Source organism: Convivina praedatoris (assembly GCF_933208495.1).
Taxonomy (GTDB): Bacteria; Bacillota; Bacilli; order Lactobacillales; family Lactobacillaceae; genus Convivina; species Convivina praedatoris.
Genome location: NZ_CAKOET010000009.1, coordinates 15,773 through 40,002, shown reverse-complemented (window position 1 = coordinate 40,002; position 24,230 = coordinate 15,773). Strand labels below are relative to the sequence as shown.

General features: G+C 40.6%; 28 protein-coding genes and 2 tRNA genes. 27 read left to right on the top strand and 3 right to left on the bottom strand.

What is annotated here, in order from left to right; genetic code table 11:
- Positions 1-491: 491 nt before the first annotated feature.
- The 23 genes from M4974_RS07480 to M4974_RS07370 all read left to right on the top strand — a co-directional run bounded on the left by M4974_RS07480 (position 492) and on the right by M4974_RS07370 (position 19,572).
- Positions 492-800 (top strand): hypothetical protein, encoded by a 309-nt coding sequence (locus tag M4974_RS07480; RefSeq protein ID WP_133240776.1) that lies wholly within the window; start codon positions 492-494, stop codon positions 798-800.
- Between the two features lie 47 nt (positions 801-847).
- Positions 848-1,342: a terminase small subunit gene (locus tag M4974_RS07475; RefSeq protein WP_248715900.1), complete on the top strand. Its 495-nt coding sequence runs from the start codon at positions 848-850 to the stop codon at positions 1,340-1,342.
- A complete protein-coding gene (locus tag M4974_RS07470) occupies positions 1,332-2,618 on the top strand; it encodes a PBSX family phage terminase large subunit (protein WP_248715899.1) in 1,287 nt (428 codons plus the stop codon). The genes M4974_RS07475 and M4974_RS07470 overlap by 11 nt, the downstream gene beginning before the upstream one ends.
- Positions 2,615-4,180 carry a phage portal protein gene (locus tag M4974_RS07465; RefSeq protein WP_248715898.1) on the top strand — a complete coding sequence of 522 codons (1,566 nt, stop codon included), beginning with the start codon at positions 2,615-2,617 and terminating at the stop codon, positions 4,178-4,180. The genes M4974_RS07470 and M4974_RS07465 overlap by 4 nt, the downstream gene beginning before the upstream one ends.
- On the top strand, positions 4,173-4,997 hold the full coding sequence (locus tag M4974_RS07460; protein WP_248715897.1) for a minor capsid protein: 825 nt from the start codon (positions 4,173-4,175) through the stop codon (positions 4,995-4,997). Before M4974_RS07465 ends, M4974_RS07460 begins: the two co-directional genes overlap by 8 nt.
- A gap of 143 nt (positions 4,998-5,140) precedes the next feature.
- Positions 5,141-5,716 carry a DUF4355 domain-containing protein gene (locus M4974_RS07455; RefSeq protein ID WP_248715896.1) on the top strand — a complete coding sequence of 192 codons (576 nt, stop codon included), beginning with the start codon at positions 5,141-5,143 and terminating at the stop codon, positions 5,714-5,716.
- A 15-nt stretch (positions 5,717-5,731) separates the two neighbouring features.
- Positions 5,732-6,586, top strand: a complete 855-nt coding sequence (locus tag M4974_RS07450) for a major capsid protein (protein WP_248706816.1) — start codon at positions 5,732-5,734, stop codon at positions 6,584-6,586.
- A gap of 8 nt (positions 6,587-6,594) precedes the next feature.
- Positions 6,595-6,927 carry a phage head-tail connector protein gene (locus tag M4974_RS07445; RefSeq protein WP_248715895.1) on the top strand — a complete coding sequence of 111 codons (333 nt, stop codon included), beginning with the start codon at positions 6,595-6,597 and terminating at the stop codon, positions 6,925-6,927.
- Entirely contained in the window at positions 6,924-7,226 is a 303-nt protein-coding gene (locus M4974_RS07440) for a hypothetical protein (protein ID WP_248715894.1), read from the top strand. The genes M4974_RS07445 and M4974_RS07440 overlap by 4 nt, the downstream gene beginning before the upstream one ends.
- The gene (locus tag M4974_RS07435) at positions 7,223-7,594 is read left to right on the top strand and encodes an HK97-gp10 family putative phage morphogenesis protein (RefSeq protein ID WP_248715893.1); all 372 of its coding nucleotides are present in this window, start codon (positions 7,223-7,225) and stop codon (positions 7,592-7,594) included. The genes M4974_RS07440 and M4974_RS07435 overlap by 4 nt, the downstream gene beginning before the upstream one ends.
- Positions 7,587-7,997: a hypothetical protein gene (locus M4974_RS07430; RefSeq protein ID WP_248706812.1), complete on the top strand. Its 411-nt coding sequence runs from the start codon at positions 7,587-7,589 to the stop codon at positions 7,995-7,997. The genes M4974_RS07435 and M4974_RS07430 overlap by 8 nt, the downstream gene beginning before the upstream one ends.
- An 18-nt stretch (positions 7,998-8,015) precedes the next feature.
- Positions 8,016-8,561 carry a phage major tail protein, TP901-1 family gene (locus M4974_RS07425; RefSeq protein ID WP_089940242.1) on the top strand — a complete coding sequence of 182 codons (546 nt, stop codon included), beginning with the start codon at positions 8,016-8,018 and terminating at the stop codon, positions 8,559-8,561.
- Between the two features lie 77 nt (positions 8,562-8,638).
- Positions 8,639-9,019, top strand: coding sequence for a tail assembly chaperone (locus tag M4974_RS07420; RefSeq protein ID WP_089940246.1), 381 nt, complete (start codon positions 8,639-8,641; stop codon positions 9,017-9,019).
- A 92-nt stretch (positions 9,020-9,111) separates the two neighbouring features.
- Positions 9,112-9,405: a hypothetical protein gene (locus M4974_RS07415; RefSeq protein WP_165806811.1), complete on the top strand. Its 294-nt coding sequence runs from the start codon at positions 9,112-9,114 to the stop codon at positions 9,403-9,405.
- A complete protein-coding gene (locus M4974_RS07410) occupies positions 9,398-12,892 on the top strand; it encodes a phage tail tape measure protein (protein WP_248715892.1) in 3,495 nt (1,164 codons plus the stop codon). The genes M4974_RS07415 and M4974_RS07410 overlap by 8 nt, the downstream gene beginning before the upstream one ends.
- A gap of 9 nt (positions 12,893-12,901) precedes the next feature.
- On the top strand, positions 12,902-13,696 hold the full coding sequence (locus tag M4974_RS07405) for a distal tail protein Dit (protein ID WP_248715891.1): 795 nt from the start codon (positions 12,902-12,904) through the stop codon (positions 13,694-13,696).
- Entirely contained in the window at positions 13,693-15,840 is a 2,148-nt protein-coding gene (locus M4974_RS07400; protein WP_248715890.1) for a phage tail spike protein, read from the top strand. Before M4974_RS07405 ends, M4974_RS07400 begins: the two co-directional genes overlap by 4 nt.
- Positions 15,837-16,250, top strand: coding sequence for a hypothetical protein (locus M4974_RS07395; RefSeq protein ID WP_248706806.1), 414 nt, complete (start codon positions 15,837-15,839; stop codon positions 16,248-16,250). The genes M4974_RS07400 and M4974_RS07395 overlap by 4 nt, the downstream gene beginning before the upstream one ends.
- A complete protein-coding gene (locus tag M4974_RS07390; RefSeq protein ID WP_248715889.1) occupies positions 16,234-17,451 on the top strand; it encodes a BppU family phage baseplate upper protein in 1,218 nt (405 codons plus the stop codon). Before M4974_RS07395 ends, M4974_RS07390 begins: the two co-directional genes overlap by 17 nt.
- Positions 17,452-17,459: 8 nt before the next feature.
- Entirely contained in the window at positions 17,460-17,903 is a 444-nt protein-coding gene (locus M4974_RS07385) for a hypothetical protein (protein ID WP_248715888.1), read from the top strand.
- Entirely contained in the window at positions 17,893-18,312 is a 420-nt protein-coding gene (locus M4974_RS07380; RefSeq protein WP_089940268.1) for a hypothetical protein, read from the top strand. Before M4974_RS07385 ends, M4974_RS07380 begins: the two co-directional genes overlap by 11 nt.
- Entirely contained in the window at positions 18,309-18,791 is a 483-nt protein-coding gene (locus M4974_RS07375; protein ID WP_248715887.1) for a phage holin, LLH family, read from the top strand. Before M4974_RS07380 ends, M4974_RS07375 begins: the two co-directional genes overlap by 4 nt.
- A complete protein-coding gene (locus M4974_RS07370) occupies positions 18,778-19,572 on the top strand; it encodes a GH25 family lysozyme (protein WP_331473768.1) in 795 nt (264 codons plus the stop codon). The genes M4974_RS07375 and M4974_RS07370 overlap by 14 nt, the downstream gene beginning before the upstream one ends.
- A gap of 480 nt (positions 19,573-20,052) precedes the next feature.
- Here the strand turns inward: M4974_RS07370 and M4974_RS07365 are convergent.
- Positions 20,053-20,138: transfer RNA gene (locus tag M4974_RS07365), tRNA-Leu, on the bottom strand.
- Between the two features lie 110 nt (positions 20,139-20,248).
- Between M4974_RS07365 and M4974_RS07360 the strand changes: the two genes are divergently transcribed.
- From M4974_RS07360 to M4974_RS07345, 4 genes are all read left to right on the top strand, one after another.
- On the top strand, positions 20,249-20,581 hold the full coding sequence (locus M4974_RS07360) for a hypothetical protein (protein ID WP_248715886.1): 333 nt from the start codon (positions 20,249-20,251) through the stop codon (positions 20,579-20,581).
- Positions 20,578-21,372: a triose-phosphate isomerase gene (gene tpiA, locus M4974_RS07355; RefSeq protein ID WP_248706801.1), complete on the top strand. Its 795-nt coding sequence runs from the start codon at positions 20,578-20,580 to the stop codon at positions 21,370-21,372. Before M4974_RS07360 ends, tpiA begins: the two co-directional genes overlap by 4 nt.
- A 136-nt stretch (positions 21,373-21,508) precedes the next feature.
- Positions 21,509-22,834 carry a phosphopyruvate hydratase gene (gene eno / locus M4974_RS07350; RefSeq protein ID WP_248706800.1) on the top strand — a complete coding sequence of 442 codons (1,326 nt, stop codon included), beginning with the start codon at positions 21,509-21,511 and terminating at the stop codon, positions 22,832-22,834.
- Between the two features lie 57 nt (positions 22,835-22,891).
- On the top strand, positions 22,892-23,452 hold the full coding sequence (locus M4974_RS07345; protein ID WP_248706799.1) for a DNA-3-methyladenine glycosylase I: 561 nt from the start codon (positions 22,892-22,894) through the stop codon (positions 23,450-23,452).
- A gap of 43 nt (positions 23,453-23,495) precedes the next feature.
- Here M4974_RS07345 and M4974_RS07340 read toward each other — a convergent pair.
- A tRNA-Arg gene (locus M4974_RS07340) sits at positions 23,496-23,567 on the bottom strand.
- An 18-nt stretch (positions 23,568-23,585) separates the two neighbouring features.
- Positions 23,586-24,221, bottom strand: coding sequence for a YigZ family protein (locus tag M4974_RS07335; protein WP_248706798.1), 636 nt, complete (start codon positions 24,219-24,221; stop codon positions 23,586-23,588).
- Between the last annotated feature and the right edge of the window lie 9 nt (positions 24,222-24,230).

The window sequence follows — 24,230 nt, the reverse complement described above, 5'->3', positions numbered from 1 at the left end:
ATCATTCCCGCCAAAAGAATGTCATTCGTGTGATGTATGAATTAGGTATTTGGGACTTAGCAACAATTAAGAATTTGGGGGCTAAAGAGAAGTGATTCCACCAGAAGTAATAAAGCGACGTTTACAAGACTCAACTGACGTGAACAGTAAGTATATTCAGCGTAATAATAACGACAAGTCAACCAGGATTGCACGTCATCAATCAATGAGACAGGAGCTATTACTAAGTCCAATAGGTTATGTTAGGCACATGGAGTGGTTGAATAAGTAAGTAATGTTTTTGTTTAATTAGCGTGATATTGTGGTTTTTGAAGCAAAAAAGTAATGAACGATTTTAGTAAAACAAAATCTAAAAAGCGTAGAGACAAAAAGGAGATATAGATATGATGTTCATTCTGATATTTATGTCGCTAATATTATTCATTAGCTATATAGTCATGATTGCTTATGTAGAGTTTGTTTTCAATCTTAAGTCACTTAGGATCACTTCTATGGCTGGGCATTTTATTGTTCCGTTAGTCATATTGTATTTTAGTATTAAATCATGGTTTGAAATGTTGGGAGAGAATGAAATAAAAATTAATGCAATAAAGCGGGTAGTGCTGTCTCTGTTCTACGGTATGACGTTTTTTATTATTGGTACTTCAGTCACCGCAACTTGGTTAGTGGCATACCATAGTGGTAAGGTTCATATTAAACAGCCAGAATATAAGCAAAGTAGTGAGGAAGATAATATATCTTTTGGATTTTGGAAAGCGGCGGATTATTTGAGACAAAATAAAAGCATTAGATTTGCATAAGCACTTCGGTGCTTTTTTATTTGCAGTAAAGGAGGTGGCGCGATGACATGAAGTTGACGGCTAAACAAAAGAAATTTGCTGATAATTACATTGAGTTAGGAAATGCCACTCAAGCCGCTATAAAAGCGGGTTATAGAGAAAGGTCGGCAAGGTCTGTTGGAAATGAAAACCTGACAAAACCTGACATTAAAGCGTACATAGACGAGCGTATGGCTGTAATAGATTCTAAACGTACTATGAGCGCCAAAGAGGCCGTTGAGTTGCTAACTAGTATAGCTAGAGGAGAAGTAACAGAAACGGTTGTAGTAGCTGCTATTGATGGTGTGCATGAGGTCCAAAAAGAAGCTGATTTAAAGACGCGCATTAGTGCTACTCGCGAAATATTGAAGCGTTATCCAGGTAGTGATGAATTAGCTAAGCAACAACTACGTAAGTTAACGGCTGAGGCTGATATTGCTGAGAACAATGCTAAGGTTGCGCAGAATGATTCGGGCACATTTGTAATAGAGATGGATGAATTCAAGGTAGAAGATGATAACTAACGTTAAGCTACAATTTCATAATGAAGTTGATAAATCTTACTATAAGTTGTTCTATTCAACAGATAAATTCATCGCCTTAAAGGGTGCTCGTGCCAGTGGTAAAAGTATGGCAGCGGCGTTTAAAGTTGTGTACGATATTCTACGTTTTCCGTATTGTAATTGGCTGGTTATTCGACAGTTTCAAACGACGCAGCGAAATTCTTCATACAACACGATTAAAGAAGTTATTTCAATTCTTGGTTTGGGTAGTTTATTCAAGTCTAACGTTAGCCCCTTAGAAATAACTTTTAGACCTACTGGTCAAAAGATTTACTTTAGGGGGATGGATGACCCGCTTAAGTTAACATCTATCAAAGCTGAACATGGCTTTATCTGTCGGACGTGGTGGGAAGAGGCATACGAGTTAAAGAGTCTAGAGGCATTTAACACGGTCATTGAATCTATTCGTGGACTGTTACCAGATAACGGCTACTATCAGCACCTCTTAACATTTAACCCATGGTCTGAGCAACATTGGCTTAAGTCAGAATTCTTTGATGACGAGACTAGGCGCAAGAGCGTGCTATCATTTACCACTACTTATCACAACAATCATCATCTTAACCAGGAATTCATTGACGACATGGAAGAGATGAAAATACGTAACCCTAACCGCGCTCGAGTAGCAGTGTATGGTGATTGGGGAATTGCTGAAGGCCTCGTTTTCGATGGCCTTTTTGCTTTGGAAGATTTTGAACCCAGCGAAATTGTTGGCCGTCAAATCATGGGACTTGATTTTGGTTTCACTCACGACCCGACAGCATTTGTTAAAGCGATTGTTAAAGGCAATGAAATCTATGTATACGGTGGCTTCTATCAAACTGGGATGTTGAATGAACCGATGGCTCGCAAGCTAGCACAAGAGGGTGCCATGCTCGGGCATGTGTATGCAGATAGTGCAGAGCCTCGAACTATTGCAGAATTACAAACACGGGGATTGCGCAACGTTATTCCTGTTGGTAAAGGAAAGGACAGTAACCAACAACGGATCGAGTTTATGAAAAACTACCGTTATCACATACACCCAAGTGCTACTTACTTGTTTGAAGAAATGAGTACGTTCACTTATCAGAAAGATAAGTTTGGAAAGTTCTTAAATAAACCAGAAGACGGAAACGACCATGCTATTCAGGCTCTTGGATATGCGCTTGAACCAATCATCTTCACTAACAAAGATGGCAGTTACATGAACTTCCAACAACGAGTACAAGCAGTTAAGGATATAGGACTACGATGACAGAAGATTATCAAACAAAAAATTATAATGACTTGAAACAGTCGTTGATGGTCTATCAAGAAGACCTTAGCAACTTGACTAGCCAACGTATTGGGGAGTTCTTGTTGCACCATTATAATAATCAGCGCCAACGCTTAATTAAGTTAGATAGCTATTACAAGGGTGTTAACACTGAAATATCTAGGGAGAAATCAAGGCGTTTAGATGACGGCGGGGCTGATGTCCGTTTGTCGCACCCATTCGCTCAAGAAATCGCTGACTTCCATACCTCTTTTTCAGTTGGTAACCCAATCAACATTAGCGTTGATAGCGACGACAACGGTCAAGAAGATGAGCACCCGTTATTGGATAAGATTAATGACGTGAACGACGTCGATGCGCTGTTCTATGATTTATTTGCCGACATGTCTAAATTTGGCCGAGCATATGCTAATGTGTTCCGTGATCCAAATGAAAAGATTGAACGTATTGTGCGGTTAAATCCTATTAATACGTTCATGATTTATTCTAAAGACATTGACCCTAAACCGGTCATGGCTGTTAGGTACACACCACAACAGCAAGTCGACACAGTGAGTGGTGATTTGCTTAATTCCATGTACATTGTAGAGACCTGGACGGATGGAGAATATCGTCAAAGCCAACCGATTGAGATTGGTGCCTCAATCTTAGAAAACGGTTGGGCTGTTGACGACACGCAAGATATTGTGTCATTGCCAGTTGTAGAGTTCTGGAATAATAGCCAACGTATGGGCGACTATGAGGGTGTTATTAGCTTGATTGATGCCTACGACGCTAGTCAGTCTGATACAGCTAACTACATGCAAGATAGTAACGACGCTATGTTAGTCATTCAGGGAGACATTAACGATTTACTAGATGGTATTGAGTTAGCTGCTAACCCTGAAGACAAAGAATATCTTGAAAAGGTAGTTGCTGCTAAAAAAGACATGATTAAGCAGATACGTGAGTCGCGTACGTTGTTCTTGAAATCTGGAATAAGTGGAACTGGTGCGCAAACCAACGTTAGTGCTAGTTATATCCACAAGGAATATGACGCAGCTGGTGTTGAGGCTTATAAGAATAGGCTGTTCAAAAACATTCATACCTTTAGCCGTACGCCTGATGTATCTGATGAGAACTTTGCTAGTAATGCTAGCGGGGTTGCCATGCAGTACAAGCAATTGGGTGTTATTCAATTGGCAAAGACTAAGCGGCGTATGTTCGAAAAAGGACTCAGTGCCATCTATGGAATTATCCAAGACTTAGAACTGGCTGTTAGTGGTGCGTGGAACATTAACAGTGATGATATTAAATTCATGTTTACAGACAATACACCGACCGATGATGTCAATACAATTCAATTGCTTAATCAGGCCGGTGCTTCATTCCCACAGGCTTATCTTGATAAGTACGCCCCAGGAATTGACGCTCAACAGTTAGGCAACTTGAGAGAGCAGCAAGACCAAGCTATGGCCGATATGCAAGAAGAGATGACTCATATTAAGTTACGTCAACAAGCTGTCGATAGTGATGACGAAGAGGTAACTGGCGATGAATAACCGTTATGAGGCCTTTCAATTTAGCAAACGTCAGATTAAGCAGGACGCTAAGAACGCTAAGCTGATTGATAAAATCGTGAAGCAACAATCATTAGAGTTTTTAGTGTGGTGGGCATTGTTCCAGTCGAAGTATCCAGACTTCCAACAGTCGGATAATTCTAGAGCACCAGACCCAGAATTGATGTCCGAGTTGAATATATATGCGACTAAGAACGGTATGAATCAAGTCCATGTATCTAACGTAGACCAAATGATTGAGTATGCCACAGCGTTGTACACCAGTGTTATTGCTGTCAAAAGTATTGACGAGATTAGTAGAGCGTTACATTTGGATGCTAAGCAAACGGCTGAATTTGGTAACAAGATATATAAGCAGACCGCCAAGACTGTTGGGGATGAAATCATCAACAAAACTTATGACGGTATGACCTGGTCTAGCCGAATATGGAGTAACCAAGCACAGTTGCGTTCGGATATATCAAGAATTATGCGCCAAGCGTTGTTGAATGAGAACCCAATGTCCGCTACGAAAGAGTTAAGAGATAAGTTTGGCGTAGCTAAGTATCAAGCAGAACGTATCTTAAGGACTGAAGGTGCTAGAGTATCTGCAGCACAACAAGTTCGTAACATTAAAATGGCTGGTTACGACAAGATGGAGTGGGTTGCCAGTCCTGGTGCCTGTCGTTTCTGTCTTGAAAATGATGGTAAACAATTCAAGGCCGATAAATTTGGTAGTGGACGTTACACAATACCAAGGCACCCTAACTGTCGATGTGCAGTAGTAGCGGTGGATAGTGGTGAAATATATGCAGATTAGCACTTACAGCAATGTAGGTGCTTTTATTATGGCCTGAGCACGCCTTTAACTACTCAATTTAGTAACGAAATGGAATGAACGGTGGAGGTTGTGCCTTATTGGTGGAAACTGTGCCAATCATTGTGTATTAGGAGATTAATAACATGTTGAAATTCAATCGTTTTATGTACGAAGAAGCAGACGAAGGAAAGGGCGGTGATAATGATGGCTTGCAAGGGAAAGAAGGGAACGGGCAAGAAAAAGTAACGCTTACCCAAGAAGAGTTAGCTAAGCGTTTAGATCAAGAAGCAGAGCGTCGTGTAGCAAAGGCTCGTGACGGTTGGCAGTCTGATTTAGATGCCAAGTTAGAAGAAGCTAAGTCAGAGGGCGCTAAGTTAGCCAAGATGTCCGCTGCTGAAAAGGCTAAGGCCGAAGAAGACAAGCGTATGTCAGAACTAGAAAAGCGTGAAGCCGAAATCAACAAGCGTGAACTAACGGCCAACGTTAAGGACGTGCTAGCTGACAAGGGGCTACCTTCTGAATTAGCTAGTGTATTGGTTGAATTAGGGGATGCAGACGCTATCAATAAGGCAACCGATAACATCGCAACAATCATTGACCAACGTGTGAATGAACAAGTTGATAAGAAACTGGGTGGGTCAGGCAAGCCCGGTGGTTCAAGCTCTAATTTGAGTGGAACTAACGACCCATACGAAGCAATTATGAAAAAGTACAAGTAAACAAGGAGGCCTTAAATGGCATTACAAATTTTAGATTCAAAGTTTGCTGGAATTATCCAAGCAGTATACCGTTCACAATCTGCATTCCAACCGGCTTTCGGTGCAATGCAAGTTGCTGATGGTGTGACAAACGCCAAGACAATGTTTAGCTTGAAAACAAACGACATGCCGGTGGTTGTTGGTACTTATAATACCGATGCCAATGTCGCTTTTGGAACTGGAACAGACAACTCAAGCCGTTTTGGTAAGCGTCAGGAAGTTATCTACCAAGATAAGGATGTACCTTACGACTCAACATGGGCAATCAATGAGGGTCTTGACAACTTCACCGTTAACGCAGACATTAGTGCTGCCTTGGCAGACCGTTTAGACCAACGTTCTCAGGCGCTTATTCGCTTGTTTAACAATCTTTATGGTTCTAAGCTTGTTGCTGCAGCTTCTGCTGATTTAGGCTCTGCAAGTGACCCAGTTAAGTTGTTTGGTAAGGCCAAGGCCATGATGACTAATAACGAAATCATTGCGCCAATTCGTGCCTACGTTGAGCCGGAGACGTACAACGCTATTATTGATGCAACGTTGACTACTACTGCTAAGGGATCGGCAGTTAACATTGATACTAACGGTATTGTGAAGTTGAAGGGCATTACTATTCAGGAAACGCCAGAACAATACATGGCCGGCGCCAAGGTTATCTTTACTCCGGACAATATTGCCAAGGCATTCTTAGGAATTGAAACAGTGCGTACCATGGAAGCGCACGACTTCTCTGGTATTGAATTGCAAGGTGCTGGTAAGTATGGTGCTTTTGTTCCTGACATTAACAAGAAGGCTATCTTGACTGCTGGGGTAAGTGCTTCTACTGGAAAGTAAGGTGACTAATGGGTGTAGCAAACGATTATGTAACGTTGATTGATAATGAATCATCGACCAAAGATAAGTTAGACATCATTGAGTGTCGAACTCGTGAACGTTTAGCTGTTCTGTTGGGTGTTGATGATGATGGTTCTATTCCTGCTAAGTTTAATTACATTGTTGCTGATGTGTCTGCTGCTCGGTTTTCTAGAATTGGTAACGAGGGGATGAAGTCAGCTAATCAAGATGGGTTAAGCATGGTTTTTCAGGACGACGACTTTAGTCGATATATGTCTGAAATAAACGAGTATAAGCATGGTTACTTTGGTCCGCATCACGGAAAGGTTACATTCTTATGAATATGAGCACCCATGTAGCGCTATATGTTTCCCAAGTTGAATCGGAAGACCCAACGGTAGAATATGATCCAAAAGGTAATCTAGTAACCAGTGTGACGGTTAACATTACCAATTTATCAGCGGCTCGTGCTTATCGTGATTATGGGCAGGTAGCATATAATCGAAAGATTATGCGGACAGTTACGCCGTTACCTATATTCGATTATTGCTTAATTGATGGTGTGAAATATCTACCTCTAGAGCGTCAACAAGTTGGGTTGCGTAATTCAATCATGTTGAAGGAGGCGGGCGTGCAATGAGTAGTGGATTTAGAATTGAGGGGGCTGATAAGTTTATCTCGGTACACACTAATAAGCTCACTAGGGTACCTGCAGCAGCTCGTGAATTGGTTCGTTCGACTACGGCCAGTACACAGGCACAGGCGGCACGTTTAGCACCAGTTAAGACTGGATTTTTACGGCGCAATATTGATATTAGCTTTGTGAATACTGGGTTAGTGTCGACAGGAACAGTGACTGGTAACGCAATGAACCGTAATTTTAACTATGGTTATGCTCAGGAAAACGGCACTCGCTTCATTCAACCAAAACTATTCATGTATCAGGCCTATCAAATCCACAAAGAAGTGTTTATTAGAAATATGGAGGCGGTGCTCGAGAATGCCTGAATATACACCAGATTATGAGCTGGTTCAAACTGTTGGTAAGTGGTTGTTTGACAATCTACCCGCTGGACAGTTCTATAAGCGGTTGCCTGATTTTAAGGCGGTTAAAACCGACAAACCCTTTGTGGTGCTGGGCAATAGTTCATTGCAGCAATATGCACCGGCCAAGGGAGCACTGAGGGCTAAGCCATCTCTAACCATTCACATATTTGGGGATGCAAAGAGCCGAAACGAAGTCGAGCGGTTGAAATCGCAAGTATTTAAATATTTGATGAAACTAAGCAGCACAGACAGCTACTCGGTTGAACTTGACCCAGTGTATACGGTCAATAGCGTTGATTTAGAACAAGAAGATAATTTGCAACTATGGCACGGAACGTTAGATGTAACGTATCGTGTCTTTTAATTTAGAAAGGATTTATTTATGGCAGAAGATTTAAAGGCTAAGTCAGGCGGCAAAGCGATTGTGTTTGTGCGTTTGCGTGAAAATGAAAGTAAGACGCGCGGTATTAAGGCGGCCTATCAAACGACTTACAGCTACAAGCTGAGCCGTGACAAGAAGAGCGAAGACACGAAGGATGGTAAGGTGCAAAAGGGCGGTTCGCTTGATGGTACCTTGTCACTTGAATTGTTGGCCTCTAATCAAAGTGTGGTCAAGAATGACCTCGATGACGCTATCAATCAGGATAAAGAAGTAGAGTTCTGGATCGCTTATACTGATACGCCAGGAACTAAGCCTGGGACGTGTGCGGGTCGCTATATGCGCGCTCACATGACTTCTTCAGAAGAAACCGGCGACAGTGACAACAGTGTTTCGCTCAAGCTAGAAGCCTCAATTAATGGCGGTTATGCTCGTAAGGGCGACTTATCACTTGATGCAAATAGTGATACTGACGTAAGTTATGACTTCCAAGACTTGGGTGTTGTGACTGGTTCAGAGCAATCCAATAACGCACAAGCGCCAAAGTAACTAATAAGCGACAACGGCTAAACGTTCAAACGGGGTGAGAGGCCCATTTAATGTATTGATAAAAAGGAGAATATTTCATGAGTAAAGTTTTGGGTTTCAAGTCATTCACATTGCCAATTAATGGTAAGGATGAAAAGTTTAGTTTTAACATGCGCTTTAGTGAATTACTTGATGAATTTGTTAAGGGTACTAATAACGGGATTACGTTTGAAGTCGGTCTAAAGATGGTTATGTCAAAGCTTATTATGGAAGAAAGTCCAATTGCTTTGCGTGATATTTTGTTGGTTGCTAACCATGCAGTCGGTGGCAAGCTAACTGTTAAGACATTGAATGATTATTTTGAAGAAGATGGGACTGATTTGGATGCCTTGTCTCAAATGGTCATTACTAATCTAGAGGAAACTCGTTTCACGTCAAAAGTGGTAGCCGCCGTACAGAAGCAGGCGGCCGCTCAATAGAAGAACCCAAAGACAGCGCAACCACGTACCACGAATTGTTGGTAAACGGGTTGCGCTATTTTGGTATAAGCGACATTGAAACGATTGAACTGATGACGCCTAGGGAGTACGAACTACACCTTGAAGCTGCACAATTGCGTGAGTTAGATAATATGTACTCACTCCACCAAGCAGCGTGGGCCAACTTAGGCTCACAACAAACTAATGCTAGTGGTGATCATCTTAAGTTTGACACGTTCGATAAGTTTTTTGGTAATCAGTACAAGCAAGCTGTCAATGATGTGAAATTACAGTTTAATCCAGGCGCAGCGGTTAATATTGCTAAGCCTGAGGAAGAATACAACATGGCTCTACTAGATGAGCTAGAAGGGAGGTTAAATGGCTGAACAATATGAAGTAAAAGCCGTCTATTCGGCTGATACAAGTCAATTCTTAGCAGGCACACAGACAGCGATTAATGGCATGAGTAATTTTGCTGGTAAAGCTAGTTCATCGTTCAGTAATATATCTGATTATGCTGGTAAGATGGGAAAAGCAATGACAGTTGCCGGTGCCGCTACTACAGCTATTGGAATGAAGTCATTAAAATCATTTGGGGACTTTGAAGCTAGTTTAAACAAAGCGGCTGTTATTGCCGGTGGTACTTCTAAAGATATTCAAGGACTGTCTGACGTGGCCAACAAGATGGGTGCTGATTTGCCTCTGTCTGCTCAGAACGCGGCCGATGCCATGGTTGCCATGGCTAAGGATGGCGCCTCTATTGATACAATTAAGGAAGAGTTCCCAGCAATAGCCAAGGCTGCGACGGCGGCAGGATCTGATTTGCAAACAACGGCTAGTGTTGTTCAACAAAGTATGAACATTTGGGGTGAGAGTCTCAAGTCTCCTGCAAGAGCTGCAGCTATTCTTACTCAGACTGCTAATATGTCTAATGCCACTATCGAAGATATGCAGCAAGTATTGGCTGATGTTGGTGGAACTGCTAACTCAGTTGGATATTCTATGGAAGATACAGCTACTGCAGTCGGATTGCTAACTAACAAGGGTATTCCGGCCGCACAAGCTGCGGAAAACTTAAACAACGCTATTATGCACATGATTAAGCCTTCAAAACAGGCAAAGGGCATAATGGGTGAATTAGGACTAAGCTACTATGATGCTGAAGGGCATATGAAGCCTTTAAATGTAGTTGCTGGTGAATTAGCTGACAAGATGGATGGATTATCAGATGCTCAAAAGCAGTCCACACTATCTACCCTATTTGGAATACAAGGTTATCGTGTTATGGGTAATCTGATGGATAGTGTTAGGGATAAAACTGGTAATACAACTACTTCATGGGATGCTTTCAGAAATTCTATTGAAAAAACCTCTGCTACTGCAGATGTGGCTAATAAAACGCTAGACGATAGTGCTTCTGAAATGCAAAAGAATATCGGTTCTAAAATCGAACAAATAGGTGGTAACTGGGAATCGCTACGTAATAAGTCAATGAAATCAAAGTCTGGATTGCTTGGTGATTATATAGATCTTATTAACGGTGCTATCAACTGGGCTGCTAAAAGCAAGTCTCCATTTGCGCAAATGACTCAAAACTTTATTGGTTTATCACCAGTTATTGGTACTGCAATGACTACGATGGGAACATTTATCACGCAGACTAAAAATATTACTGGTGCTATTACAGCGTTATTCACGCCAGCTGGATTGTTAGTGGCGACTATTGCAGCGCTAGCTCTTGGATTTGTAGTTGCTTATAACTCTAGTGAACCGTTTAGGAAGACTGTTAATGAAATCTCAAAGGCCGTTGCTGACAAAGCTGTGGCTGCGTTTAAATTCTTACTGCCTTTACTAAAAGCAGTCGGACCAGCATTACTAATTGTTGGTGGATCAGCGGCTGCTGTTGTCGGTTCTATGTATGCGTTTGAAAAGGCATCTAATGCTGTTGCAAGTGGACTGACGTTAATTGTTAAACATCCTGTTATTGCTGCATTAATAGGTATCGCTGCTGCAGCCGTATTTGTTTATAACAACTTTAAACCTTTTAGGGATTTTGTGAATAAGACCGCACAAGCTTTGTCAGATATGGCTAAAAAGGTATCCGAAAACAAAGAGCAAATGAAAGCGCTGGGAGGAGTACTAGCGTTAGTAGCTACTGGTGCTGGTATGGCTGTGCTATTAAATGGATTTTTAAAATTCAAGGAAGCAGCTAATTCAGCAGGAAAAGCAGCTAAGTCGGTAAAAAGTCCTTTGTCAGCAGTCGGAGATGTGGCATCTAATGCTTCTCCAAAAACAAGTAAGCTTGCTTTGTCAATATTAGAAATAGGTGTTGGTGTTGGCGTGGCCGCTGCTGGATTGGGCGTGTTTGTTTTTGCGATTGCCGATTTAGCTAAGACCGGACAAGATGGAGTAACGGCTGTTCTAGCGATTACACTATCTATTGGCGCTTTAGTAGCTATATTTGCATTAGCTGGTCAAGCCCTCACTCGTGGAGCGGTTGGGATTGGCGTATTTGGTGCATCAGTTTTGGCTGTTGGAGCTGGCGTTGCGATTGCAGCCCTTGGAATATCTGTACTAGTTAATTCAATTAGTAACCTGATTACTGTGTTAAATAATTCTTCGTCAGCAGCTTCAAATATGATTAACATCATGACAGCTATGGGAACTGGATTAGCATTGATGATTACTAGTTTTGTGACAACAATGGCAGCCCAAATTCCAACAGTTTCTACAGCATTTATGCAAATGATCTTAGGATTCTTAACTACACTAGCAACATATGTTCCCCAAATAACAGCGCAGTTTATGCTAATTATTATTGGGTTCTTGCAATCATTAATCACGTATGCACCACAGATACTGTCACAAGTTATGATCTTGATGATTATGTTCCTTCAGTCAATAGCCACTTATACTCCACAAATTGTTAATCAGTTTATTAACATTATTGTCGGGTTCCTAAATGCTATTACAGAGCGTATGGGCGACATTATTGGTGCTGCATCAAATATGATTGTTTCATTCCTAAACGCTGTCGCTGATCATGTACCTGAAATTGTTCCGTCAGCTATTAATTTGATAGTGACATTTATTAATTCAATTGCTGATAACCTAGGACAAATTATTGATGCTGGTATCAATCTTATCTTTAAATTCATTGACGGAATAGTTGACAGAATGCCGCTTATTTATCAAAAAGCCAAAGATGTTGTTCTGAAATTTATAGAGGGTATTGGCGAAATGTTTGGTGATATGGTTGGATCTGGTGGTCAGCTTCTTCAAAAGTTCATAGAGGGGTTTGAGAAGGGATTTAATAATGCTCATAACAGTGGTAAAGGAGCCGGTAACAATGCTAAAGATGGAGCTGGGTCAGTTAGTCTGTTGAGCATCGGACATCAGTTAGTCAATGGATTTATACAAGGTATTGAAGACAAGATTAGAGACGCAGCAAATACTGCCGCTAATATGGCTAAACAAGCGTTTGACGCTGCCAAATCAATGCTTGGTATTCATTCTCCATCACGTAAATTCAAAGAATTAGGTATGTATACTGTTGCTGGATTTGCTAACGGAGTGGACGATAATGCTTATAAAGCAGCTAATTCGATTTCAAATATGGCTAATGATGTCATGTCAGCGGCTAACGGAATAGTTGGTGGTGGTAAGTTTGACTATCAGTTAAACCCAATTACAACTGGTTTTGATTTAAGCGACACCGGAACTGTCTCGATGAAGATGGAAGCCAATAAGCAGTCGGCCAACATTAACCTAAGCATGGGTGCTAATACCTTTAATGCCTTTGTTGATGACATTTCAAACAACCAAGGTACACGTGGAGAATTACAACGTAACAACTCCATTGCATTGTTTTAAGGAGATTTAATGAGTTACGAATTTCGAGATATTGAAAAGACTACCTCTCCGCCGGATAAACGTCCGGTAGAGTCCTTAACATTTAACGGCCACAACCTAGATGATGAAATCGCTGAATTTCATACGGTTAACGTTGATGGCCGAGATAATTACACTAGGAAGTTGCAGGTTGCTGATACATTTGGCGATGGCGACTTCTTTTTAAATTCTCAGTTGGATCATAATATAGTAACGGTTGGATTCTTTTTGATTGCTGACACAACAGATAAGTTTAACAGCGCCTTTACACGCCTTAAATATCTGCTACAAGGGGATGAAAAGGAATTTTATTTTGACGACGAACCGGAATTTGTCAGGGTTGGTACAGTTACTAAACTAACTAATACGGAGCCGGGTAGCTTGTCAGTTAAAGGTACCATTGAAATCACAATGAGCGACCCTTATCGTCATGGTCAGTCAAAAGAGGTTACTGGTGGTAACGTGGCTATGATTAATGACCCACAGATACTATACCCGCAAAACGTTGATACGATTGTTGTTAAATTACCGCCACAATCAACCGATAACATGCGGATTACGATTGGTAACAGTTATATCATGGAATTGGGTGGCGGATTATCTGCTAATTCTACTGTTGTGTTAGATATCAATAATCGCACGTTAACGATGAATGGGACTAGTATTCTTAACAAGATTAAGATTATGAATACCAATATATTTGAAGCCAAGATTAAAAAAGGCGATAAGGTAGTGTGCCTAGAAGCAATTCAAATTAAGGTTAAATACAGGGTTAAATTACTATGATGTATCTATTTGATAAAAGGCAGGAAATTATTGGCTTAATTGATAAAAGCGATTTAATTGAAGCTCATCTTGATGTCAAAATTAACCAGGCAATTACGCTTGATTTCAGTGTGCCGGCCACGATTGCTTTGGATAGTAAGGCTCGTTACATTGGTGTACCTCATCCGCTTAAACCTGATAACTATGTCATGCTTCGGATTATGAGTATCAAAGACCAATCAGATCGGACTGAGTATAGTGCTTATGAATTGGCTTATCAGGAGTTAAATTCATACGGTTACATCAAAGACCGGCGGTTTAAGAGTGAGAATGCTTATAACTTGATGACGGTTGCGCTTGGTGGTTCTACCTGGAATTTGGGTGTGTGTGTCGTCCCTGGATTGCTGCAGACTAACTACTACTTTGATAGCAACTTAGACGCCATCACTAAGGTTGTGAATGGTCTAGGTGGCGAAGTTGTATTCTATGTAGCTATTACCGGTAGTAAAATAACCGGCCGTTATATGGACTATGTGATTCGTCAGGGAGAAGACACATCCAAAGTATTCGTACATGGATCTAATTTGCTGACGGTAGAGCGTACCGGAGATAACTCATCCATCTACACGGCTATCCTGCCCCGTGGTAAGGGTGAGCAAGTCAGTGAGGGTCATGATGATACTCCTGATGGTTATGGCCGGCGTATTACTATCGAAGACTTAGAATGGGCGAAAGATAAGGGCGACCCAATGGACAAGGTCAAGGGTGATTTAGTCTTAACTGACCCAGAAGCAACGCTGGAATATGGTCATATTGACGGTAAGCCCCGTATGTTAATCAAGACCTACGATAACATTGACGACCCTAAGCAATTGTTAAGAGCGGCATATAACGACCTAATGGCGATGAATCACCCAGCTATTCAGTATTCGGCTACGATTGCTGAAACTGATGGTCTTTCATTAGGTGACACCGTACTAATCATGCACGATAAGCGCAAGTTGAGTTATAAGACTCGAGTATTTGAGGTTAATTATGACTTAACTAACCCAAGCAACACGACAATTCAACTCGGTTCAGACCTTTCTAAGGGCGGCATGACTAATCGCGTTAATTCACTAAGTAGTAGTATTTCTGTAACTTCCGAAATGTCAGCATGGACAATGACTCACGGTGGTCATAACGACACTACATTTGGAGTAGAACAACCAACTAACCCTCGCAAGGGAAATGTGTGGTTTAAAAATCTTCCAAATGGAAAAACAGAACTATATTATTACGATGGTAATGCGTGGGTTTTGGAAGCATCTACAGACTCACAGTGGGATAAGAATAGCGCTGAATTGAACGGCGACCACACGGTATACCGTGGGCCCGATAACCCGGTAAATCCTCAACAAGGAGATACTTGGTATAAGGACGATGTTAACGAACCTAATGGCGTAGCAATGTACGCTTATTCTGGTTCTACATGGGTTAAATTCAATGGCATTACGGACGCCAACCGTTTGCAGCAAGGCATTATCGACGCTAACCGCGTGAATGTGTTGAACCTAGACGCTAACAATATCAGTACCGGCCATCTATCAGCTAATTTCATCAAAGGCGGCCAAATTGACGCTGCTCAAATTGACGTGATCAACCTGAATGTTAATTCATTAGTTGGCAATTTCTCGCAATTCATTCGCAGTCGTTGGGATGGTTCGTTTGGCTCTACATTTATTGATGGTTCTGGCATGAAAGTATCAACTACAGGGGTCAACACTAAGTTCAATTCTGGTGGAATGACGCTAAATATGAATGATGAAGATGTTGGTGGTGTTGGTGTCGCACACATGAGTGGAATGCCAGACAACTATCAAGGACTAGGATTTCAATTAAACGGTAAAGGGGACTATATGACTTGGTCAGCTCGTAATACCGGTATTGAAAGTGGTAATTTCGGTATTAAATTATCTTGGTTCAGAAAAGAATGGCGTACTGGTGGTTATAATTCCGGCTTTACATTTGATGATGACGTTGTATTCAGGGCTGGAGTTCGTATGTATGAACAAGGTGGAGATTTGCGAGAAACCTTAGGGCAATTAGCTGCTATGGATAGAATAGCGATTCCAAAAGGATTTGATAGTGAGGGGAAGGCGACGTCTTGGGTGACAATTAAATGATTAAGATTACTAATATTGACTTAAATAGTGTGAATCTATTTTTAAAAGAATCTAAGTTATCTGGACAAGTTTCCAGGTTTCGGACACGTTTAATTAAAAATATTGATGCTAAAGTTTATGAAATTGGAGAAGAAGAGCGGTCAATTATCGTTAGTAACGGTGCCGAAGTAAAAGAAAACGGTCAGATTTCTGGAAACGGAAGTAAGAAAACTTTTGAAAAAATATCAAAAGAACTAACCGAGTTACGTCAAGAGCGCTCTATTTTTGAAGAAGACACCGAAGGACAGTTTTCAAAGCTGTATGCAGAACTATGTAATTACAGTGAGCTAATTGCTGGAGAAGCTGCTGATGGTTATGACAAACTGATGGATTCATTCGAGGAAGGAGGTTACAATGAGCCGCACACTTAATTTAAGTTTAGACACAACTAAGTCTGAAATTAATAACCCCCGTGTTATTCTACGGCAAGGGGATGGTAACTATTCGACTTGGCACGTAACGCTCACAGACAACGGCGACCCAACCAATTTAACTGGTGGAACTGTCACATTTATGGGCGAAAGCTCTGCTAGTAAAGTAGTTGTTGATACTAACGTGTCCTACATTGACCGCAACTACGGCATATTTGAATACACACCACCAAAGGCGCTCGGTCAAGACATGGGCGTCTTTAAAAATGCCTATTTTAAGGTAACTTTTGGCGATAAAACGGCATCAACTGCGAGCTTTAAAGTCATCGTTGAAGAGGCCGTTGACCTAAATGGTGAGCAAGCCAAAGACTATATTTCCATTGTCGATGGTGTTGTTGAAGATGCTAAAAGGGTCGTTCAGGGTAAATTTGACGCTGTTCAAAAGAGTGCCCAGGACACGATGGCTAAGCTTGATACTATCAATAGTAAAGCTGACAGCGTTGATAGTAATTTAACTGCAGCTAACCAAAAGATTGATAAGGCTATTGCTGACTTCAACAAGACAGCACTAAGCGCTGTGACACAAGACCAGTTAAATACTAAGCTATCATCGTATGCAACTAAAACGGACGCTACTAAGATTGCTTATGGACCTAGTGATTTCGTGACGAGTGGAGATTTCAATGATATTGTCAACAACTTAGCTAATTATGTTGGCGTGCATTATTTTTACGGTGGTAGTGCTGCCTTTAAAAATTCTCCCGTTAATATGCCAAGTGCTGCGCTAGTTAGGATTACTACAGCTACCTATCCTGTACACGGCATTATTGAAGTATTTAGTTTAGATGGTTCTGGATTTGACTCTGTTGGTTCTGTCTTTAATAAATCTGTTGCTTGGAAATCAATTCATAAAAAGTCAGAGGTGATGATTAAGATTGTGTGCGGTGTCATTATCAACTTCATTAGAATTGGAAATATAGTGACCGTGAGCGGATTCGGTACCTTAACTTCTGATATGGGTAATCAACCCGGTATTGTTTCTGGAAGATTTATGCCTTATAGCGGTGCTGTGTTATCAATGCAGGCGGGGTATACAGCAGGGTCTATGCTTATTAATAGCGGTGGTAATGCTAATGTTACTGCTGGAATGAAATCACAATACATTTTTGGTATATCTGGATCTTACATCGCAGTAGATTAGGAGGTATTATGATTAGACATTTTTTTAGAAATAACGACTTATGGTTAATCGGAGCGATTGAAATGATTGTGGGTTCATTTATCTTATTCAGATTTAACCAATTAGAAATTACATTACCACCAGAAATCGACTGGGTAGATGACTTGGTGCCAGGTATTATCTATTTATTAATTGGAGCATTTACTACCGTAAATGCTATCTGGGATTTTTGGTGGTACAAGATTAGACTGCTCTTACTTTTAGTAGCGGTTTTTTTGTTTGGAATGCTGTCGTTTTGCTACTTTGCAGACTGTATTAATTCAGGACATTGGCGGATGGACCCGTTTGTGTATGGTGCAATGCTTATATTTTCATTATCGTCAATTTACAACGAGGCTCGTTATAAATTAATGGGCGAGCGGAAGATAGAGGAAGTTGTTAAACGAGCGGAAAGGATTGCCGGTGATAGTTAGCGCAGAAACATGGGGAGCACTAGGAACCGCATTTGGTTCTCTTTGTGTGCTTCTAGGTGTGTGGATTAAAAATCGTGTGAAACGTGATAGCACGATGCTAGAACATGAAGATGCTTTCATGACTAAGCAGACGGATATGATTGACCGCCTAGATAAAAGCCTTAAAGAAATTAGTGACAAGAACACCCAGTTAATGGACCAGTTAGCTGATGTTAGCTCTAAATATGAAATTATCAGCGTACAGTACAAGACAATCAATGAACAAAACAAAAAAATTATGACTGAAAACCAAGAACTGAGAATGCAGGTTGGATTGTTAAACGATTTAGTTAAACGACTCAATACTGATTTGCTAGCGATGGGTGGCCATGATTATTCAGATAAAATTGAGGAGATTTCGTCAACATGAAGATTACACAGTCATATGAGCTTTTAGTTATGTTATTAGCTTTGCTTGGCCTGTTTGGTCCGTTAATTCATGCGGGTATCAGCTTAATTAAAAAGTATTCGGTGAATATTGAAAAAGTCACTAAACTACACAACGTAGCACTAGTAGCTGGTTGGTTTGATGATGCTGTTTCAGCTTTAGAAAATACTGACATGGTTGGTGCTGACAAGCGACAAGAAGCTATTGAGCGAGTAAAGGAACGTTTAAATGCCAATGGTATGAATGGCCTTTTTTCAAATCAACAACTAGGGGATAAGCTAGAATATGCGGTTCAGAAAATGAATGAGCGTGCAAGCAAAAGCTTGAATCAAGCTGATAAAGGCAAATTTTCAGAAGTAAAACTTAATTTTGAAACACAGAGTTCAGCCAATACATCGATTAGTGAGTCTAATAGTGCATCAATTCAACGAGCACTACTTTCTCAATATGGAGGTAAATAATATGTTTGTAGCAGATGTATCAGATAACAACCCTGCCGACATTAGTGGAATCATCTCCGAAAATGATGCTGTGATCGTTAAGGTTACGGAAGGTAATAGTTATGTAAATAAGCACGTTACTACACAGGTTAACCAAGTTAAAGAATCAGGTAAGAAGTTAGGGCTTTATCACTTCATCGTCGGCGGAATTGATGCTAAAGAGCAGGCGCAATTTTTCTTAGATAATGCAGCTCCTGAATGTTATGACCCTGATGTACCATTGTTGCTTGATTTTGAAAATATGGCCGGTTATCCAGTTTTAAGTGGTTATGAACCACGAGAAATTGCTGACTATATCTATGAGAAGACTGGTAAGAAGGTGTGGCTATATATTGGTTATTCTGACGTTGTTAATAGCGTGCATGGATACTCATGGGAAGATATGGCAGATAACCCTGTGTGGATTGCTGATTACCCATATATGGCTCCTACTGAATACACGCAAGAATTGCAAGACTGGGCAGACAATACTCATTTTGTTAACATTAAAGAATGGAAAATCATTACAATGTGGCAGTATGTATGCGTACCTTATGACCGTTCTATCTTTTACGGAGATGCACGTACTTGGGACTTGTTGGCGGCACCAGTTAACAATCAGACAGATCCACATCCAGAATCTGAGTCACCTCAACCAGATTCTCAATCAGATACAGCACAGCAAGCTATAGGCGTCATTGATGAGCAGACCAAGTCTGAAATTCATGACTTAGCGCAGGCTATTGCTGATAAGACTAAGTAACAAAAGGGCTTTTGCCCGTACATATATGATATAATTTAGTTGTTAGCTGCTCGGAAATGGCGTGTACACTGTCGCAAGACAGGTCATTGAGTGGCAAATTAAGGTGTTGCCCATTGGGTTAACGTCTTTTTTTGTTTGATTAAACAATTAAAAACATAAACCAACAAATTGTCATAAGGAAATTAAAAGAGAAAACCGTTGGCGCTCTAAGCATTTCGAACTTTGCTGTTTTTCTCGTCAAACAAAACAGCAAAAATTGGAACATAAAAAGCACCTAGACTATTAATTATAGTTCGGCTGATTCTATTAGACATAATTTAGACACAATGTTATTAAAATACTTATAAATTAGCATTTTATATGCCGGCAGTCGGCATAGTCTTAAAGGAAATCTCATATTTGAGGTTTCTTTTTTTATTTCTGTTGAAGGTTACATACAAAAAATAGGAATCGGAGTACCGATTCCTATTTTTATGATAGTGCAGTCGGCGGGAGTCGAACCCGCACGTCCTAAAGCGGACACAGGATCCTTAATCCTGCGCGTCTGCCAATTCCGCCACGACTGCATCAGATAACTTATACATGGTACTGTTATCATTTATATTTGTCAAGAAAACCATTTAATATTCTGATTTTAAGGCGAATCCATTATACTAAGTATAGGAGATGTGGAATTATGAAGATATTTAAGTGGCGTAAGGATGAAAGCCAGCCTAATCAGGAAGATCAGGTGGAATGGTTGCAAAACGAAAATGATAAGTTGCTTAACCAGGTGGAAAGTTTAAAATTGGATTTAACAGAATTGCGAGCTGAAAATCAAGATTTAGTTAACAAATTAAGTGGTAATAAATATCATCGCACGTTTATTAAAACTGGAAGTGGTTTAGGGGTTTTGATGGTGACCTACATACTATTGGCACTGATGGAAGCTAAGCCCACTGACATTACTTGGCTATTGTTAATTGAAGCTGTTTTCATATTTTTAATGTTACGAGGTGACGATAAATGACGACATATAAAACTTGTCGGATACCTTTTGTGGTAGCTAATTGGAAGATTAACAAACTTCAAGGGCAAGTCTTTGACTATCTAGAAAAAGTAAATCAACAGGTACCTAATTGTTCCGTAGTCGAAACGGGGATTGCCGCTCAGGATATTTTCTTAGCCGATATGGTGCGCGAAACTGAAAATAGTCCCATCCATGTGGTTGCTGAAAATGTTCATTGGCAAGATGCTGGTGCCTATACGGGGGAAACTTCGCCACGAGCTTTGGCTGATTTAGGAGTTACCTATGTATTAATTGGTCATTTTGAACGACGTAAGTTCTTTAATGAAACTGATGCTACTGTTAATTTAAAGGTCATGGCTGCCTTGAGGAATGGTTTAAAGCCGATTATAGATATTGATGAAGATATGAGCGTGTACACTCAGTCAATGGATGCTCAGCCGGCAGTTGCTCAAGTAGCAGCTGCTTTAGCTGGGGTTTCAGTAGATCAGATACGTAATGTCACCATTGCTTATGAACCAACTTGGGCCATTGGTTCAGGTGAGGCAGCTAGTGCACAACAGGCCCAAAAGGCAGCTCAGCTCATTCGACAAACTCTGGCTCAATTGTACTCACCATCAATTGCTGAAAAGATAAGAATTCTGTATGGTGGATCGGTTGATGTGAATAATGCCGCTCAAATCATGGGACAGGCAGATATTGATGGCGTTTTGGTTGGCCGTGCTGCGTTAGATCCGGAACAATTTTTGAGTCTAATAGGAATCGCCAAACAAACTAGTTCATCTCAGTCCTAAAGGTTATTACTCTTGATACGGGTGCTTGAGGCGCTCTAAAAGCTTGTATAAGTTGATTGTTTATCTTCTAACTAAATGATGATACAATTAAGTCGGATTTGTTTTTAGAATCAACATTAAAAGGAGAACACAAAACATGTCTTTGATTTCTGATATTGTTGCACGCGAAGTGTTGGACTCACGTGGAAACCCAACTGTTGAAGCGGAAGTAATTACTGAAGTTGGTGGTTACGGTCGTGGAATCGTACCATCTGGTGCTTCAACTGGTGAACACGAAGCCGTTGAATTGCGTGATGGTGATAAGTCTCGTTACATGGGCAAGGGGACTACTAAGGCCGTCGATAGTGTTAATAACGTTATTGCTAAAGCTTTGGTTGGTAAGTTTGACGTGACAGATCAACGTGCGATTGATCAAGCCATGATTGAATTAGACGGTACAGCCAATAAGGGTAAGCTAGGAGCTAATGCGATTTTAGCTGTTTCAATCGCTGCTGCTCGTGCAGCTGCTGATGAATTAGGAATGCCTTTGTTCTCATACATTGGTGGTATGAATTCTTACGTATTGCCTACACCAATGATGAATGTTATCAACGGTGGTGCTCACTCTGATAACAAGGTTGATTTCCAAGAATTTATGATTATGCCTGTTGGGGCACCTTCAATCAAGGAAGCTATCCGTTATGGTTCAGAAACTTTCCATCACTTGAAGAAGCTTTTGGAAGCTGATGGTAAGGCAACTTCTGTTGGGGATGAAGGTGGATTTGCTCCTGATTTCGCTAACAACGAAGAACCTCTTAAATATTTGATTTCAGCTATTGAAGCAGCTGGTTACAAGCCAGGTAAGGATATCGCTATTGCGGTTGACGTTGCTGCTTCAGAGCTTTGGGATGCTGACAAGGAAAAGTACGTTTTGCGTTGGTCAACTAAGGAAGAATTCTCAACTGCAGAATTCGTTAAGTACTTGGAAGACTTGGCTGACCGTTACCCAATTATTTCAATCGAAGATCCTATTGATGAAAATAACTGGGATGACTGGGTAACTATTACTAAGGAACTTGGTAAGAAGGTTCAATTAGTTGGTGATGATTTCTTCGTTACTAATACTGAGTACTTGTCTAAGGGAATCCGCATGGGTGCCGCTAACTCAATCTTGATTAAGGTTAACCAGATTGGTACTATGTCTGAAACCATGGATGCTATTGAGATGGCTAAGGAAGCTGGATACACAGCGATTGTTTCACACCGTTCTGGTGAAACTGAAGATACTACTATTGCTGACTTGGTTGTGGCTACTAATGCTGGTCAAATCAAGACTGGTTCAATGTCACGTACTGATCGTATCGCAAAGTATAACCAATTGATGCGTATTGAAGAATTGCTTGGTTCAACTGCTAAGTACAAAGGTGTACATTCTTTCTACAACCTTTCAGCTGAAGCTCGTGAAAATATTCAAAGTAAGTAAAATAAAAACACCCTTTGGGGTGTTTTTTAATATGCTAAATGAGGAAAAGGTAAGTTCATGACACAACGTTGCAGTTGGGTAGCGAATTACTCCGATTCAGAACTGATGCAAAATTATCACGATTTGGAATGGGGATGTCCCTGCCATGATGAACAACGCCTATTTGAAATGCTTTGTTTAGAGATGTTTCAGTCTGGTTTGAGTTGGGCAATTGTTTTATCAAAACGTGAAAATTTAAGGCGAGCATTCTTTAATTTTGATATTAAATCGGTAGCAAGTATGACAGTTGATCAAGTTAAAGAGTTATTGGCTAATACGAGTATTATTCGTCATCGAGGTAAAATTGAAGCGGTAATTAATAATGCACGAATCCTTCAACAATGGCATCGCGACGGTAAAAATCTAGATCAGTATATCTGGCAGACTACTCAGAATCAAATCATTGATCAAAAAATTTCTGATTATCATCTAGCTCCTAGTAAAACAGTTATCTCTGAAAAATTAGCTAAGCAATTCAAGAGTAATGGTTTTAAATTTGTAGGACCAACAGTATTACAAGCGTACTTACAAGCAGTTGGTATCATAAATGCTCATGAGTTATCTTGCGATTTTCATTAAAATATAAAAAGCAGTTAATCGTAATGACTAACTGCTTTTTTAATGCGCAATCCGGGAGTCGAACCCGGATCTCAAGAACCGGAATCTTGTGTGCTATCCATTACACTAACCGCGCGAACTATTTCATTATACCTCATTGTACTGGTAATTCCAAGTAGGTTGGCTGGCCAATCTGGAAGAGAATGTTTCCTGAAAACTTATCCTTTAGCGTTTGCTCGACCGCATTGATTTTTTGCTCGTCAATGGCAATTGTGATATGAACCGCAGTGTCGAAAGTTGTATCTAGCATATGATACTGGTTCTGCTTAATCCAATATGTTAGAGCATCGGCATTTTTATAATCGATTGTTAGTATGACTTCTAATTGGAAAATACGTTCCACTAACCCCAAGGCATTCAATCCTTGGGCGACGGTACCCGCATAGGCCCGGATTAATCCGCCGGCTCCCAGTTTGATACCACCAAAGTAACGCGTGACCACGGCAGCTACATTGTGCACTTGACGGCGCTGAAGGACTTCTAAGATAGGGATACCGGCAGTACCAGACGGTTCGCCATTGTCACTGTAGCGCTTGATTTCGTCATTATCACCAATTACATAGGCAAAAACGTTATGAGTAGCCTTGTAATGTTCTTTGCAAATTTGATTAATGAAATTTTTAGCCGCTAGTTCATCGTCTATACGCATAAAATTAACGATAAATTGTGATTTTTTAATTGTTTGTTGCCACTCACCTTGTTCGGAGCGGATTGTTAAGAATTTATCCATGAATCGTAT